The organism is Micromonospora sp. NPDC003816, from assembly GCF_042874705.1.
Classification (GTDB): domain Bacteria; phylum Actinomycetota; class Actinomycetes; order Mycobacteriales; family Micromonosporaceae; genus Micromonospora.
Map to the genome: position 1 here is coordinate 627,019 of NZ_JBIANP010000001.1, position 14,365 is coordinate 641,383.

A 14,365-nucleotide genomic window follows, 5' to 3' on the forward strand; every position below is an offset into this window, starting at 1 on the left:
CGGGCGTCGAAGGCTCAACCGGAGGGGTGGTAATGCGATCGAACCCAGGTGATGGGGGGAGAGGAAGCGCCACCAGCCCGCCCGGGACTGGTGGTGCCTCCGTACCTCGGCGGAGTCGACACCCGGGGGCGGGTCACTCCGCCCAGGGCAGCGGCACCTTGTTGTCGCTGTTCGGGAGCATGGCCTTGCCGCCCACCTTCATGGCGACGAGGGCCTGGGCCGGGCCGCCGACGGCCTTGAGCTGACGCGTGACGCCGCCCGGAAGGACGAGCGCCTGGCCGGCCTTGACCAGCTTGGTCTCGTCGCCCACGGTGACCTCGAAGGCGCCGGAGATCGGCATCCACACCTGCTCGGCGTCGATGCCGTGCACCGGGGTGGCGGCGTCCTCGCCGAGCTCCACTCGCCAGGTGCTCACCTCCGCGCTGCCCTGGCTCGGGCCGGCGAGACCGAACATCCGGCCGGCGGGAGTGGTGGTGGTGCGGGCTTCCGTCTCACTGATGACATTCATCGGCGACCTCCGAGTAAATTAGCTTTACTTGCGTATCGTCAGTAAAGTCCTGCTTGCAGGCTGTGTCAAGCTGTTTTGCATGACTGAACCGGACCCACTCGAGCGAACTCCGCTGACCTTCCTGTTGGGCATGGCGTTCCAACTCGTCCTCACCGAGTTCGTCACCAAACTCGACGCGATCGGCTACGACGACCTGCGTCCCATCCACGGATTCGTCTTCCAGCTCCTGCAGGGTCCGGGTGCCACCAGCACCGAGCTGGCCGGTCAACTCGGCGTGACCAAGCAGGCGGCCGGGCAGATCGTCGACTACCTCGAAGGGGCCGGTTACGTCGAGCGCCGCCCGTACCCGCTCGGGGGTCGTCGCAAGCTCGTCGTCCTCACCGACAAGGGCCGCGAGCACATGCGGACGGCGGGCCGCACCCTGGCCGAGATCGAGTCCCGGTTGGCCGTCAGCCTGGACGACGAGGGGCTGACCGCGCTGCGCCAGGAACTCGCCCGGGTGATCCGGAACATCGCCGGTGACGACGTACCGCCGTTGCGACCCTTCTGGTAGCGGGCACGGAGTCACCCGCGTGAATCGCCGGGCGCGCGGTCCCCACAACCTTCCGACCGGGCGGTAGGATGACGGGACATTGACGGGGTATGAAAGGCGGAGGCCACAGATGGCTCGTGCGACGTCCAGCCGCCCGGCAACCACACGCCGCCGGCAGCGTTGGCCCGACGGCTACGACCCGGAGAACACCCGTCGATCCCTGATCACGAGCGCCCTCGAACTCTTCGAGCGCCGGGGCTTCGACCGCACGTCGGTGCAGGAGATCGCCGACCAGGCGCGGCTCACGAAGGGCGCCTTCTACCACCACTTCGAGAGCAAGGACGACCTGCTGCGGCACATCCAGGAGGAGTACCTGGAGGCGCAGCTCGCCGCGATCGAGCGGATCGAGAGCGGCAGCGACGACCCGAAGGTGCGGGTCGCGGAGCTGATCCGGCTCAGCCTGACCAGCGTGGCCGAGTACCGCTCCCACGTCACCATCTTCTACCAGGAGCGGCGCTACCTCACCGGTGACCTGTTCGCCGAGGTGACCCGCAAGCGCGACCGGCTGGAGGCGGCCTTCGCCGGCATGATCCAGGACGGCGTGGCGCGCGGCGTCTTCCGGGCCGACGTCGACTCCCGGATCGTCACCTTCGGGCTCGTCGGCATGTGCGCCTGGGCCTACCAGTGGCTCAACGTCGGCGGCAAGCTCAGCGTCGACGACGTGGCACGCCAGTTCAGCGCCATGGTGCTCGACGGGCTGGTCTGACCCGACCCGGCCCGGAGCCGTCGAGCGGCTACCGGGCCGTCACGATTCAGCCGTTGAGCAGCTGGCGGGCCATCACGATGCGCTGCACCTGGTTGGTGCCCTCGTAGATCTGCGTGATCTTGGCGTCCCGCATCATCCGCTCGACCGGGTAGTCCCGGGTGTAGCCGTAGCCGCCGAGCAACTGCACCGCGTCGGTGGTGATCTCCATCGCGGCGTCCGAGGCGAAGCACTTCGCCGCCGCACCGAAGTACGTCAGGTCGGCGTCACCCCGCTCCGACTTGCCGGCCGCCGCGTACGTGAGCTGCCGCGCCGCCTCCAGCTTCATGCCCATGTCGGCGAGCATGAACTGCACACCCTGGAACTCGGCGATCGCCTTGCCGAACTGCCTACGCTCGGCCACGTACCCCTTGGCGTAGTCCAGCGCACCCTGCGCGATGCCGAGCGCCTGCGCGGCGATGGTGACCCGGGTGTGGTCCAGGGTCTTCATCGCGGTGCCGAACCCGGTCCCCTCGGCGCCGATGATCCGGTCCGCCGGGATCCGGACGTTGTCCAGGTAGACCTCGCGGGTCGGCGAGCCCTTGATGCCCAACTTCTTCTCCGGAGCACCGAAACTGACCCCCGGATCGGTGCGCTCCACCAGGAACGCCGAGATGCCCCGCGACCGGGCGTCCGGGTCGGTCACCGCGAAAACCGTGTAGTACTCGCTCAGCCCGGCGTTGGTGATCCACCGCTTCACGCCGTTGAGTACCCAGGTGTCGCCGTCGCGCTCGGCGCGGGTCCGCATACCGGCAGCGTCGCTGCCGGCCTCCGGCTCGGAGAGGCAGTACGAGAACATCGCCTCGCCCCGGGCGACCGGTGGCAGGTACCGCTGCTTGAGCCGGTCGTCGGCGGCGAGCAGCAACGGCATGGTGCCGAGCTTGTTGCCGGCCGGGATCAGCGACGACGTGGCGCAGGCCCGGGCGACCTCCTCGATGACGATCGCGGTGGCCAGCGCGTCGGCGCCCGCACCGCCGTACTCGACGGGGATGTGCGGGGCGTGGAAGTCGGCCGCGCGCAGGGCGTCGTAGGAGGCCTGCGGGAACTCGGCGTTCTCGTCGGCGGCGGCGGCGTGCGGGGCGACCCGGTGGTCGCAGACCGCCCGAACGGCCTCGCGAACGGCCTCATGCTCCTCGGGCAGTTGGTACGCGGAAAACGCCACGGAGAACCTCCTCGTCCTGAACCCTGGCGGGAGCATACCATCCGGTCGGTATGCTTCATCCTCCCTGATCCCACGAATGGAGCCGCCCGATGCGTACCGCCTCCCGCACCATCGCGCCCACCCCGGCCGACCTGCTCGACCTCGTCGGCCGGGAGCTGGGTGCCAGTGAGCCGCAGGTGGTCACCCAGGACGAGGTCGACCGCTTCGCCGACGTGACCAAGGACCACCAGTGGATCCACGTCGACGTGGAACGGGCCCGATCCGGCCCGTTCGGCACGACGATCGTGCACGGGTTCCTCACCCTGGCTCTGGTGCCGCGTCTGCTCGCGGACATCCTGGAGGTCACGACGTTCTCGATGGGCGTCAACTACGGGCTGGACCGGGTCCGGTTCGTCAAGCCGCTGCCGCCGGGCGTGCCGATCCAGGGCACCGCGACGCTGCTCGCCGCCGAGCCGATCGCCGGGGTGCCGGGCGGCGTGCAGGCCAAGGCGTCGGTGGTGGTGGAGTTCGCCGAGGACTCCACCACCTGCTGCGTGGCGGAGATCCTCTTCCGCTACCTGCCGTGACGGCGGTGACCGCCGGGCATACCGGCGGTCACCTCCCCGCCGTCTCGGCGGGTCACTCTCCCGGCGTACTCGACGGCGCGACGAACCGCCCCCGATAGAACGACAGGGCCGGGACGCTCGTCGGCTTCAGGTGCACGTGGTCCACGTCGATCAGGATGATCACGTGGTCGCCGCTGGTGATCGCCGTGTCGCGGCGCCCGGCCAGGACCGCCGGCGTGCCGGGCAGCAGCGGGACGCCGTCCGGCCCGGGCACCCAGGAGACACCGTCGAGCTTGTCCGCCCCGGACAGCCCGGAGGTGGCGAACCGGCGCGCCACGTCCTCCTGGTCCTGGCTGAGGATGTGCACGGCGATCCGGGCCGAGTCCATCAGCACCGGGAAGCTCGACGAGGAGCTGGTGACGCAGAACAGCACCTTCGGGGGGCGCAGCGACACCGAGGTGAAGGAGTTCACCGTCAGCGCGGCGACGGTGCCGTCACCGGTCACCGCGGTCACCGCCGTGACGCCGGTGGGGAAGTGTCCGCACACCTGACGGAACTCGGCGGAGTCGAACAGGGGCTCGGCCGTCATCGGGTCACCGCCGGGTCGGAGGAGGGATGGTGCGGGCGTAGTCCGTCTTCCAGCTGGATCAGGCAGAGGGTGTGCCCGCCGGGATCCTTCACCAGGTGCAGCCGCCCGTGCGGGCTGTCGACCGGACCGACGGTGGGCGTCCCGCCGAGCGCGACGACCCGGCGCAGCGCGTCGTCCAGCGAGGCGACCGCGAAGTAGGTGATCCATTTCGACGGGATCAGGTTCGGCCAGTCGTTGTCCAGGGCCAGCACGCCGGCGACCGGGACGTCGCCGAGCATCAGCAGGCTGTAGGGACGGGCGGTGGGGGAGTCCCCGTGCTGCCGGGTGGTGTATCCGAACAGCGACCGGTAGTAGGCCACCGCGCGGTCCGGCTCCCCGGTGTCCAGCTCGTTCCAGCAGAGCGCGCCGACCGAGTTGAGCATCTGCACACCGGCCCGGGACTCGCCCTGATAGAGGCCGAACGCGGCGCCGAACGGGTCGATGACGGCGGCACCGGTCCCGGCGGCGGGCAGGTAACGCGGCGGGGTCACCAACTCGCCGCCGAGTGCGACCGCCTGCGCGGCGGAGCGGTGGATGTCGTGGACCGCGAAGTAGGCGATCCAGCCCCGGGGCCGGCCGCCGTGCAGCGCGGTGGCGTCGGAGATGCCGGCCACGTCGCGGCCGTCCAGGCTGCACATCCGGTACGTGGTGGTGCCGAGCCGCTCGGTGCGTACGGTCCAGCCGAACAGCGTGCGATAAAACTCCTCGGCCTGCTCCGGCCGTGGGGTGCACAACTCCACCCAGACGGCCTCACCGGGCCGGAACGGTTGACTCATCCGGAGACCTCCCGGGTGCTCAGCCCCGCCACGATGGTGCCGGCGGAGATCTCGTAGGCCCGGTCGGCGGTGCCGGACTCCAGGCTCGACTCGACGACCTGGACCACCGCGCGCAGCGTCCGGGACGGCACGGCGAGCAGCGTGTCGACGAGGGCGTCCACCGCGCGGTCGACGTCGTCGTCGGGTACCACCTGGGCGACCAAGCCCCAGGCGAGCAGGTCCCGGGCGGTCGCCGTCGCGGCACCGGTCAGCAGGTGGTAGGCGTGTGGGCGGGGCACGGACCGGGCGATGGTGTGGCCGACCCCGGCGGGGGCGAAGCCGAACCGGGCCTCCGGGAGGGAGAGCCGGACGCCCTCGCCGGCGACCGGCAGGTGGATCGCGCCGAGCAGGCCGGCGCCGAAGCCGACGACCTGACCCCGGACGGCGGCGACCACGGGTACCGGGAGGTGCCGGACGCGGTGCAGGGCGGCGTCGCTGTCCCGTAGTCCGGCGGCGACCGTCGCGGCGGTCGCACCGCGCAGTCGGCCGAACGCCGAGGTGTCCCAGCCGCCGCAGAAGTGCCGGCCGGCCATGTCGAGGTGGATGACGGCGCACGCCTCGTCGGCCGCCGCGGTCTCCAGGGTGTCCACGAGTTCGCGAAGCGTCGTGTTGTCGAGACAGTTGCCACGGGCGCTGTTGTCGAATCGCACCCGGGCGACGTGGCCGTCGCGTTCGTGGGTGAGTGTGGGAGTCACCCTCGGCATAATACGTACCGGTCGGTATGAAGGCAATGTCCGGGCCTGACCTGCTCATGTGATCTGATTGTCATGGACGAGATACCGGCTCGACCCGTTGACTTGATACCGGCTGGTCGGTACTTTGTGGCGAACGTCACCGCCGCGTCACGCGGGGGTACGACGGGTCCATCCCCTGTGAAGGACAGCCATGATGATCATGAAATCCTCGCACTCACGGCGCACACTGGCGCTCGCTACGGCACTGACGCTCGCCGGCATCGGCCTCACCGCCTGCGGCGACTCCGACTCGTCGGATTCCGGCGCGTCGGACTCCACGCCCATCCGGGCGCTGCTCGCGGCCCAGCCCGCGACCCTCGACCCCATCGTCGGCGCACGGTCCGGCCAGATCGTCTGGGCCACCATGCTCGAAACGCTGATCGGCACCGACGACAACCTCGGCCCGGCCGACACCAGCCTGCTCACCAGCTGGACCCGCACCGACGCGACCACCTGGACCTTCACCGTCCGGCCCGACGTCAGCTTTAGCAACGGCGAGAAGGCCGACGCGGCGGCGGTCGCGAACACCATCACCCTCACCCGGGACAGCGAGGCGTCGCAGCTGAAGTCCTACTTCGGCAACGTCACCTCGATCGAGGCCCCGGACGCCGGCACGGTCGTGCTCAAGACCAAGGCCCCGCAGTACAACATTCCGGACCTGCTCACCACGGTCTACCTCGTGCCCCCGAAGTACTACGAGGAGAAGGGCTCGGACGGCTTCGCCGCCGCCCCCGTCGGCACCGGCCCGTACGTGTGGGCGGGCGGAAACGCCGGGCGCGACATGTCGGTGAAGCCCAACCCCGAGTACTGGGGAACGGCGCCCAGCAACCAGGGCATCACCTTCACCTGGGCCAACGAGGCCGCCCAGCGGCTCGCCCTGATCCAGAGCAAGAGCGTCGACGTCGCCTTCGACCTCCCGCCGGCCCAGGCCTCCGCGGCCAAGGCGGCCAACGTCGAGGTGGTCAGCACCGAGACCGCCATGAAGATCATCGCCTTCCTGGACTCGACCAAGGCCCCGTTCGACAAGCCCGAACTGCGCGAGGCGGCGGCCCTGTCCATCGACCGCGACGCGATCGTGCGCGGCATCTTCGACGGCCAGGCGGTCGCCGACGCCGGACTGCTCAACGTCCGGCCCGGTGAGCAGCCGGCGCAGAGCGTGACCCCGAACCTGGACCGGGCCAAGCAACTGGTCGGTTCCGGTGGCCCGACGGTCCAGATCACCTATCCGGCCGCGCAGTACACCAACATCGAGGAGGTCGCGCAGGCCGTGGGCGGCAGCCTGGAGCAGGCCGGTTTCAAGGTCAACTACGAGCCGCTCGACTACGGCACGCTCGTCAAGCGCGTCATCGGCCGCCAGGTGCCCGGCATCGCGATCTTCGCCGGGGTGCCGAACGTCGCCGTGCCGGACTTCTTCGCCAGTGGCTTCATGAAGACCCAGTCCATCACCGGCAACTGCCCCGACCCGCGCTTCGACGAGATGGCCCAGGAGGCGCTGGAGCAGGACGACGCCGATCAGGCCGCTCCGATCTACGAGCAGCTCAACACGATGGGCGTGGTGGAGAAGCACTGCTACGTGCCGCTGTACCGGCAGGTGTTCAACTACGCGACCGCACCCGGTGTCACCGGCGTCGAGTTCGGTCCCCTGAACACCGTGGACTTCACGAAGACGACCCGCTGACGATGTCCGAGGCAGTGGAGACGGGGATGCCGGGCGACACCCGGCATCCCCGCACCCCGGAGGCGGCCGTGCCCGTACTGGCGGTCGACGACCTCGTCGTCGAGCACCGCAACCGCAGCACGGGGGAGGTGTTCCGTGCGGTGGACCAGGTGTCGCTGCGCATCGCGGCCGGAGAGAGCGTCGCCGTCGTCGGCGAGTCCGGCTCCGGCAAGACGACGCTGGCGATGGCCGCGACCGGGCTCGGGCCACGCGGCACGGGCGACATCCGGCTGCTCGGCCACTCGCTCTCCTCGATCGGGCGCGGGCAACTGCGCCGACTGCGCCCCGAGGTGCAGGTGGTCTTCCAGGACCCGCACGGCTCCCTCGACCCCCGCCAGTCCGTCCGCTCCGGGCTGCGGGAGCTGCGTACCCTGCAACCCCGGCGCACCTCCTGGATCACCGACGCCGACCTGCTCGGTCGGGTCCGGCTCGCGCCGGAGATCCTCGACCGGTTCCCGCACCAGCTCTCCGGCGGCCAGGCGCAGCGGGTCTGCGTCGCCCGCGCGCTGCTCATGCGTCCCCGACTCATCGTCGCCGACGAGCCGACCTCCGGTCTCGACGTCTCCGTCCAGGCCGACGTGCTGGACCTGCTCCGGGAGATCCGGACGACCACCGGTGCCGCGCTGCTGATGATCAGCCACGACCTGGCCGTGGTCCGCGCCGTCTGCGACACCGTGCACGTCATGTACCGCGGACAGGTGGTCGAGGCGGGCCCCTGCGAGACGGTCTTCGTGACGCCGCGCCACGACTACACGCGCGAACTGCTGGCCGCGATGCCCGGCGCGCGATGGAGGAACCGCCGATGAAGGCCAGCACCGTACGCCGGATCGGCGTCCGCCTCGCGTCGCTGTTCGCGTCGCTGCTCATCGCGCTCAGCCTGGCGTTCGCCCTCGGCCGACTCTCCGGCGACCCGACCACGATGATCCTCGGGCCGATGGCGCCGCCCGAACAACGCGAGGCGCTGCGCGCCGAACTCGGGCTCGACCAGCCGCTCGTGGTGCAGTACCTGAACTACCTCAAGGGCGTCTTCACCGGCGACCTCGGGCAGTCGCTGCAGTTCTACCAGGCGAACACCAGCATGATCGCCGACCGGCTGCCGTACACCCTGCAACTGGTCGCCGCCGGCATGCTCCTCGCCCTGCTCGTCGGCGTCCCGCTGGGCGTGCTCGCGGCCACCCGCGAAGGCACCTGGTGGGACCGGGCCGCCTCCACGCTGGCCCTGCTCGGCCAGTCCGTGCCGGTCTTCTGGTTCGGGATGATGCTGGTGGTGCTCTTCGCGGTGAACCTCGGCTGGCTACCCGCCGGGCAGTCCGGCAGTCTCCGGCACCTGATCCTGCCCGCCCTCACCATGTCGGTCTACCCGATGGCGCACATCGCCCGGCTGACCCGGGCCTCGATGAGCGAGGCACTGGCCGAGCCGTACGTCGACGCGGCGCGGGCCCGGGGCATCGCCGGTCGCCGGGTGGTCTGGCGACACGCGTTCAAGAACGCCATGATGCCGATCCTGACCATCGTCGTCCTGCAGACCGGCATCCTGCTCTCCGGCGCCGTCGCCGTCGAGTACGTCTACTCCTGGCCCGGCCTCGGGCAGCTCGCGTTGCAGGCCATCCAGTTCCGTGACTTCCCGCTGGTGCAGGCGATCGTGGTGTTCGGTGCCCTGGTCTTCGTCCTGCTCAACCTGCTCGTGGACGTCATCCACTCGATCGTCGACCCGAGGGTGAGGTGAGTGCCGTGAGCCAACTCGAACTCGACCCGGTCACCGCGCCGGTGCCGCCGGCACGCACCGCCCGACGCGCGCGTACCTCGGTGTTCTGGCTGTCCCTGCCGCTGGCCGTGGTCGCCGTCCTGGTGTTCGTCCTGCCGTTCACCGGGCTGCTGCCCGAGCGCGGGCAGAACCTGGACGCGACCCGCCAGCCACCCGGCTTCCTCGACGGCGGGAGCTGGGCACACCCGCTCGGCACCGACAAGCTCGGCCAGGACCTGCTGACCCAGTTCGTCTCCGCCGGCCAGCTCACCATCATGATCGGCCTGGTCGGCGCGCTGGTCGCCATCGGCCCCGGCACCCTGCTGGGCGTGCTGGCCGGCTACTTCCGGGGCTGGGTCGACCGGGTCATCTCGATCCTCATCGACGCCCAGCTCGCCCTGCCGTTCATCCTGGTCGCCCTCGCGATCATCTCGAACCGGGGCAGCTCGCTTCCGGTGCTGTTCCTGGTGCTGGCGCTCACCGGCTGGGCGGTCTGCGCCCGGGTCACCCGCGCGGCCACCCTGGCAGTGCGGGAACGCCAGTTCGTGATCGGGCTGCGCGCCGCCGGCGCCTCCGAGGCCCGGATCGTCTTCCGGCACGTCCTGCCCAACCTCGCCGGGACCATCGTCGCGCTCGGCACGCTCCAGGTCGGCACCGCGATCCTGATCGAGAGCGCGTTGAGCTTCCTCGGCCTGGGGGTCGGACCCGCGCGGGCGAGCTGGGGCTCGATGCTCGCCTCCGGTCAGGACGAGCTGAGCCAGGCCTGGTGGCTCGCGTTCTTCCCCGGCCTCGCCATCACCCTGCTGGTGCTGCTGGTCAACCTGCTCGGCGACGCGCTGCTCACCCACCACGACCCACGGAAGAGGCGCCGATGACCGACCTGCTGACCATCAGCGGTCTCTCCGTCACCGCCCGGCTCGCCACCGACGACCTGCGGCTGCTCGACACCGTCGACCTCGAGGTCCGGGGCGGCCAGATCGTCGGGGTGGTCGGTGAGTCCGGCAGCGGCAAGACCACCCTGGCCCGCTGCGTCGTCGGGCTGCTGGAACGCAACGTCCGGGTGGAGCAGGGTTCGGTCACGCTCGCCGGTGACGTGGTGGTGGCCCCCGGGGTGGACCGCACCGGACGGGTCCGTGGCAGCGCCGTGGGCATGGTGTTCCAGGACGCGTCGCGCTCGCTGAACCCGCTGATGAAGGTCCGTGTCCACCTCGCCGAGGTGCTGCGACGACACGTTCCCGGCATCACCCGGGCCGAGATCGAACGTCGCTCGGTGCAGGTGCTGGAGCAGATGCGCATCACCGACCCGACCCGGGTCCTGGACAGCTACCCCCACCAGCTCTCCGGCGGGTTGAAGCAGCGGGTCGCGATCGGCCTCGCCGTCGTCACCCGCCCCTCGCTGGTGATCGCCGACGAGTGCACCACCGCCCTCGACGTGACCACCCAGACCAAGGTCGTCGAGCTGTTCCGCACCCTGGTCGACGAACTCGGCATCGGCCTGCTCTTCGTCACCCACGACCTGATGCTCGCCAGCGACCTGTGCGACCGCATCGCGGTGATGAGCGGGGGACGCGTCGTCGAGGAGGGGGACGCCGAACGCGTACTGGACCGGCCGGAGCAGGACTACACACGGCGACTGCTCGCCGCCATCCCCTCGTGGAGCTGAAGGAGAACCCGGCACCCATGCACGAGCAGCACGGCATCGACGCGTACGCGGCGTACCTCCCGGCGTACGCGCTCGACGACAACAGGATCGACGCGACCGGACCGCCCCGCGCCGGTGGACCGGTACGCGGCGTCGCCGCCTTCGACGAGGACAGCATCACCATGGCCGTCGAGGCGCTGCGGCACATCGCCGCCGGCACCTTGACGGACCGGCACCTGCTGCTGGCCACCACGAGCGCCCCCTACCAGGGGAAGACCTCCGCCACGGTGGTGCACGAGGCCGTCGGCCTGGACCCCGGTATCAGCGCGGTCGACCTGCACGGCCACCGGTCCGGCGCGGTCGCGCTCGACACGGTCCTGCGGACCGGCGCGGTGGCCGCGCTGGCCGACGTACGGACCACCCGACCGGGCGCACCCGACGAACTGGCCCAGGGCGACGCCGCCGCCGCGTACGTGGGTGGCGGCACCCGCGCCGCCGTCCTGCTCGCCCGCACCGGCCGGACCGTGGAGCTGCTGGAACGCTGGCGGTTGCCGGGGGAGCGGCACGACCGGGTCTGGGACGAGCGGTTCACCGCGGAGGTCCTCGCCGAGGCGGGGCTCGACGTGGCCCGGCGGGCCCTGACCGAGGCCGGCCGGGACGGCGTCGACCACGTGGTCGTGTCGTCGTCCAACGCCCGGTGTGCGGCGGCCCTGCGGCGCGCGCTCGGCGGTACGGGTCAGGACGCGGCTATCGAACGGCTCACCGGCTTCACCGGCGCCGCCCACCCGGGCCTGCTGCTCGCCGCCACGCTCGACGAGGCCGAACCCGGCCAGCACATCCTGCTGCTGTCGGTCACCGAGGGCGCCGACGCGTTCGTCCTGCGGGTGGGCGACCAGGTCCGCGCGGCGCGCGGCGGACCGTCCGTCCGGGCCCAGCTCGACCCGCGGCACCGCCTCGGCTACGGCCGCTACCTGCGCTGGCGGGGTCTGCTGGACGTGCAGGGCCCGGCCCGCCCGGCGGCACCGGCACCGGCCGCCCCGCCGATGCACCGTCGCGCCGGCTGGAAGTACCGGCTGGAGGGCAGCCGCTGCACCGCCTGCGACACGGTCACCACCCCGCCCAGCCGGGTCTGCGCCCGCTGCGGCGTCGTCGCCGCCTCGGCGGAGCCCACCACCACCGTCTCGCTGCGCGACCGCACCGCCCAGGTCGTCTCGTCGACCCGTGACCACCTGACGACCATGCCCGAACCGGAGGTGGCGATCGTCGTCGCCGACGTGGACGGCGGTGGTCGGCTCAGCGCGTACGCGACCGACGTCGACCCCGCCGACGTGGTCGTCGGGATGTCGATGACACCCACCTTCCGACGGTTGTGGACCACCGACGCGATCCACAACTACTTCTGGAAACTCCGCCCGAGGAAGGACACCCTCGATGGCCAGTAGGCGATTGGCCCACGACGTCGCGATCGTCGCGATGGGCTGCACCCCGTTCCGGGACCACTGGCACTCCTCCGCCGACGACCTGCTGGTCGACGCGGTCCGCGAGTGCGTGGCGTCCCAACCCCGCCTGACCCTCGACGACGTCGACGCGTTCTGGGTCGGCACCCAGGGCTCCGGCATGTCCGGGCAGACGCTGGCCCGCCCGTTGCGGCTGGTCGGCAAGCCCGTCACGCGGGTGGAGAACTACTGCGCCACCGGCTCGGAGGCGTTGCGCAACGCCGCGTTCGCGGTGGCCTCCGGCGCGTACGACATGGTGATGGCGACCGGCGTGGAGAAGCTGAAGGACTCGTCGTACTCCGGCCTGTCGGCGGTCTTCCCACCGGCCGACGGCACCGACGTGGACTGGACCGCGCCGGCCGGGTTCTCCCTGCTCGCCCCCGCCTACCAGCGCGCGTACGGGGTCGACGCCCGGGACATGCGGAGCGCCCTGACGAAGGTCGCGACGAAGAACCACGCGAACGGCGCGTTGAACGAGCGCGCCCAGTTCCGTAAGGCGGTCTCCGCCGAGGCCGTGGAGCGCTCGCCCCGGATCGCCGGGGACCTCGGCGTGCTGGACTGCTCCGGTGTCTCCGACGGCGCGGCGGCGGCGGTGCTGGTCCGCGCCGAGGACGCCTACCGGTACACCGACAAGCCGATCTTCCTGCGCGGGATGGGCTTCGTCGCCGGGTCCGGTGCCGGGCTGGCCGCCGACGGCTACGACTTCACCACCTTCCCCGAGGTGGTGGAGGCGGCGCGGCAGGCGTACGAGCAGGCGGGGATCACCGACCCGGCCACCGAGATCTCGCTGGCCGAGGTGCACGACTGTTTCACGCCGACGGAGGTGGTGTTGATGGAGGACCTGGGATTCTCGGCGCGCGGAAAGGCATGGCGCGACATCCTCGACGGCCGGTACGACCTCGGTGGCGCGCTGCCGGTCAACACCGACGGCGGGCTGAAGTCGTTCGGCCACCCGATCGGGGCCACCGGGCTGCGGATGGTCTTCGAGTGCTTCACCCAACTGCGGGGTGAGGCCGGCGCCCGGCAGGTGCCCGACGCCCGGGTGGCGGTGGCCCAGAACCTGGGCGGCCAGCCGGGTTCCTGCGTCGCGTTCGTCGCGGTCCTGGGGAGCGAGCGATGAGCCGGGTCAGCCTGGACGGCCGGGTCGTCATCGTCACCGGCGCGGGCAACGGCATCGGCCGGGCGCACGCCCACACGCTCGCCGCGCGCGGCGCCAAGGTGGTCGTCAACGACCTCGGCGGCGCGGTCGACGGCTCGGGCTCCTCCGGTGCCGCGCAGACCGTGGTCGACGAGATCCGCGCGGCCGGCGGCACCGCCGTCGCGTCCACCGACTCGGTGGCCACCGCAGCCGGCGGCGCGGACCTGGTCGGCCGCGCCATCGACGCCTACGGGCGGGTGGACGGGATCATCCACAACGCCGGCATCCTGCGCGACCGGACGCTGGCGAAGATGGCCGAGGAGGACGTCACCGCCGTCCTCGACGTGCACCTGGCCGGCGCGTTCCACGTGCTGCGGCCCGCCTGGCCGCACCTCGTCGGGCAGGGCTACGGCCGGATCGTGCTGACCAGCTCGTCGTCCGGGCTGTTCGGCAACTTCGGGCAGGCCAACTACGGCGCGGCCAAGGCCGGCCTGGTCGGCCTGATGAACGTGCTCGCGCTGGAGGGCGCCCGCCGGGGCATCCTGGTCAACGCGATCGCCCCCACCGCCGCGACCCGGATGACCGAGAACCTCCTCGGCGACCTGACCGAGCGGTTCGACCCGCAGCACGTCGCGTCGGTGGCCACCTTCCTCGCCTCCGAACAGTGCCAGCTCAACCGGCACATCCTCACCGTCGGCGGCGGCCGGGTCGGGCGGATCTTCCTGGGCGTCACGCCCGGTTGGTACGGCGGCGTCGCACCGGCCTCGCCCGACGACATCCTCGACTCGATCGACGACATCTGCCGGCTGGACGACTTCATCGTGCCGGACAGCGGTGCCGACGAGGTCGCCCTGATCCAGCAGGCCCTGTCCGGCCCGTCGGACCGTACGGAAGGCGAGTGA

Annotated in this window: 16 protein-coding genes; 11 read left to right on the forward strand and 5 right to left on the reverse strand. The window is 71.3% G+C overall.

What is annotated here, in order from left to right; translation table 11 throughout:
* Positions 1-133 precede the first annotated feature (133 nt).
* Positions 134-508, reverse strand: a complete 375-nt coding sequence (locus ACFYTT_RS02730) for a cupin domain-containing protein (protein ID WP_387257332.1) — start codon at positions 506-508, stop codon at positions 134-136.
* A gap of 79 nt (positions 509-587) precedes the next feature.
* Here ACFYTT_RS02730 and ACFYTT_RS02735 point away from each other — a divergent pair, with 79 nt between their 5' ends.
* Both ACFYTT_RS02735 and ACFYTT_RS02740 read left to right on the forward strand, forming a co-directional pair.
* Positions 588-1,061, forward strand: coding sequence for a MarR family winged helix-turn-helix transcriptional regulator (locus ACFYTT_RS02735; RefSeq protein ID WP_176093715.1), 474 nt, complete (start codon positions 588-590; stop codon positions 1,059-1,061).
* 109 nt (positions 1,062-1,170) lie between these two features.
* Entirely contained in the window at positions 1,171-1,806 is a 636-nt protein-coding gene (locus ACFYTT_RS02740; RefSeq protein ID WP_131052241.1) for a TetR/AcrR family transcriptional regulator, read from the forward strand.
* A 46-nt stretch (positions 1,807-1,852) separates the two neighbouring features.
* Here ACFYTT_RS02740 and ACFYTT_RS02745 read toward each other — a convergent pair whose 3' ends face one another.
* On the reverse strand, positions 1,853-3,004 hold the full coding sequence (locus ACFYTT_RS02745) for an acyl-CoA dehydrogenase family protein (RefSeq protein WP_387257334.1): 1,152 nt from the start codon (positions 3,002-3,004) through the stop codon (positions 1,853-1,855).
* An 89-nt stretch (positions 3,005-3,093) separates the two neighbouring features.
* Here ACFYTT_RS02745 and ACFYTT_RS02750 point away from each other — a divergent pair, with 89 nt between their 5' ends.
* Positions 3,094-3,570: a MaoC family dehydratase gene (locus tag ACFYTT_RS02750; RefSeq protein ID WP_131051551.1), complete on the forward strand. Its 477-nt coding sequence runs from the start codon at positions 3,094-3,096 to the stop codon at positions 3,568-3,570.
* Positions 3,571-3,622: 52 nt separating this feature from the next.
* Here ACFYTT_RS02750 and ACFYTT_RS02755 read toward each other — a convergent pair whose 3' ends face one another.
* The 3 genes from ACFYTT_RS02755 to ACFYTT_RS02765 are packed head-to-tail and all read right to left on the reverse strand — an operon-like array spanning position 3,623 to position 5,687.
* Positions 3,623-4,138 carry a flavin reductase family protein gene (locus tag ACFYTT_RS02755; protein ID WP_161594895.1) on the reverse strand — a complete coding sequence of 172 codons (516 nt, stop codon included), beginning with the start codon at positions 4,136-4,138 and terminating at the stop codon, positions 3,623-3,625.
* Positions 4,135-4,953, reverse strand: coding sequence for a VOC family protein (locus ACFYTT_RS02760; RefSeq protein ID WP_161594896.1), 819 nt, complete (start codon positions 4,951-4,953; stop codon positions 4,135-4,137). Before ACFYTT_RS02760 ends, ACFYTT_RS02755 begins: the two co-directional genes overlap by 4 nt.
* Positions 4,950-5,687, reverse strand: a complete 738-nt coding sequence (locus ACFYTT_RS02765) for an enoyl-CoA hydratase/isomerase family protein (RefSeq protein WP_387257337.1) — start codon at positions 5,685-5,687, stop codon at positions 4,950-4,952. Before ACFYTT_RS02765 ends, ACFYTT_RS02760 begins: the two co-directional genes overlap by 4 nt.
* 193 nt (positions 5,688-5,880) lie before the next feature.
* On the opposite strand from ACFYTT_RS02765, the gene ACFYTT_RS02770 reads away from it, so the two are divergent.
* The 8 genes from ACFYTT_RS02770 to ACFYTT_RS02805 are packed head-to-tail and all read left to right on the forward strand — an operon-like array spanning position 5,881 to position 14,365.
* Complete coding sequence (locus ACFYTT_RS02770) at positions 5,881-7,404, forward strand: ABC transporter substrate-binding protein (RefSeq protein ID WP_161594898.1); 1,524 nt, start codon at positions 5,881-5,883, stop codon at positions 7,402-7,404.
* 2 nt (positions 7,405-7,406) lie between these two features.
* The gene (locus tag ACFYTT_RS02775; protein WP_387257338.1) at positions 7,407-8,249 is read left to right on the forward strand and encodes an ABC transporter ATP-binding protein; all 843 of its coding nucleotides are present in this window, start codon (positions 7,407-7,409) and stop codon (positions 8,247-8,249) included.
* On the forward strand, positions 8,246-9,169 hold the full coding sequence (locus ACFYTT_RS02780; RefSeq protein ID WP_387257340.1) for an ABC transporter permease: 924 nt from the start codon (positions 8,246-8,248) through the stop codon (positions 9,167-9,169). The genes ACFYTT_RS02775 and ACFYTT_RS02780 overlap by 4 nt, the downstream gene beginning before the upstream one ends.
* A gap of 5 nt (positions 9,170-9,174) precedes the next feature.
* Positions 9,175-10,062: an ABC transporter permease gene (locus tag ACFYTT_RS02785; RefSeq protein WP_131051557.1), complete on the forward strand. Its 888-nt coding sequence runs from the start codon at positions 9,175-9,177 to the stop codon at positions 10,060-10,062.
* Positions 10,059-10,850 carry an ABC transporter ATP-binding protein gene (locus tag ACFYTT_RS02790; protein ID WP_131051558.1) on the forward strand — a complete coding sequence of 264 codons (792 nt, stop codon included), beginning with the start codon at positions 10,059-10,061 and terminating at the stop codon, positions 10,848-10,850. Before ACFYTT_RS02785 ends, ACFYTT_RS02790 begins: the two co-directional genes overlap by 4 nt.
* A complete protein-coding gene (locus ACFYTT_RS02795; RefSeq protein ID WP_387257342.1) occupies positions 10,841-12,271 on the forward strand; it encodes a zinc ribbon domain-containing protein in 1,431 nt (476 codons plus the stop codon). The genes ACFYTT_RS02790 and ACFYTT_RS02795 overlap by 10 nt, the downstream gene beginning before the upstream one ends.
* Positions 12,261-13,445, forward strand: a complete 1,185-nt coding sequence (locus ACFYTT_RS02800) for an acetyl-CoA acetyltransferase (protein WP_131051560.1) — start codon at positions 12,261-12,263, stop codon at positions 13,443-13,445. Before ACFYTT_RS02795 ends, ACFYTT_RS02800 begins: the two co-directional genes overlap by 11 nt.
* On the forward strand, positions 13,442-14,365 hold the full coding sequence (locus tag ACFYTT_RS02805; protein ID WP_387257343.1) for an SDR family NAD(P)-dependent oxidoreductase: 924 nt from the start codon (positions 13,442-13,444) through the stop codon (positions 14,363-14,365). The genes ACFYTT_RS02800 and ACFYTT_RS02805 overlap by 4 nt, the downstream gene beginning before the upstream one ends.

What these genes read in the sequence shown, in the direction of transcription:
- ACFYTT_RS02730 (WP_387257332.1), bottom strand. Translation starts at nt 508, where the DNA reads ATGAATGTCATCAGTGAGACGGAAGCCCGCACCACCACCACTCCCGCC.
- ACFYTT_RS02735 (WP_176093715.1), top strand. Translation starts at nt 588, where the DNA reads ATGACTGAACCGGACCCACTCGAGCGAACTCCGCTGACCTTCCTGTTG.
- ACFYTT_RS02740 (WP_131052241.1), top strand. Translation starts at nt 1,171, where the DNA reads ATGGCTCGTGCGACGTCCAGCCGCCCGGCAACCACACGCCGCCGGCAG.
- ACFYTT_RS02750 (WP_131051551.1), top strand. Translation starts at nt 3,094, where the DNA reads ATGCGTACCGCCTCCCGCACCATCGCGCCCACCCCGGCCGACCTGCTC.
- ACFYTT_RS02755 (WP_161594895.1), bottom strand. Translation starts at nt 4,138, where the DNA reads ATGACGGCCGAGCCCCTGTTCGACTCCGCCGAGTTCCGTCAGGTGTGC.
- ACFYTT_RS02760 (WP_161594896.1), bottom strand. Translation starts at nt 4,953, where the DNA reads ATGAGTCAACCGTTCCGGCCCGGTGAGGCCGTCTGGGTGGAGTTGTGC.
- ACFYTT_RS02770 (WP_161594898.1), top strand. Translation starts at nt 5,881, where the DNA reads ATGATCATGAAATCCTCGCACTCACGGCGCACACTGGCGCTCGCTACG.
- ACFYTT_RS02775 (WP_387257338.1), top strand. Translation starts at nt 7,407, where the DNA reads ATGTCCGAGGCAGTGGAGACGGGGATGCCGGGCGACACCCGGCATCCC.
- ACFYTT_RS02780 (WP_387257340.1), top strand. Translation starts at nt 8,246, where the DNA reads ATGAAGGCCAGCACCGTACGCCGGATCGGCGTCCGCCTCGCGTCGCTG.
- ACFYTT_RS02790 (WP_131051558.1), top strand. Translation starts at nt 10,059, where the DNA reads ATGACCGACCTGCTGACCATCAGCGGTCTCTCCGTCACCGCCCGGCTC.
- ACFYTT_RS02800 (WP_131051560.1), top strand. Translation starts at nt 12,261, where the DNA reads ATGGCCAGTAGGCGATTGGCCCACGACGTCGCGATCGTCGCGATGGGC.
- ACFYTT_RS02805 (WP_387257343.1), top strand. Translation starts at nt 13,442, where the DNA reads ATGAGCCGGGTCAGCCTGGACGGCCGGGTCGTCATCGTCACCGGCGCG.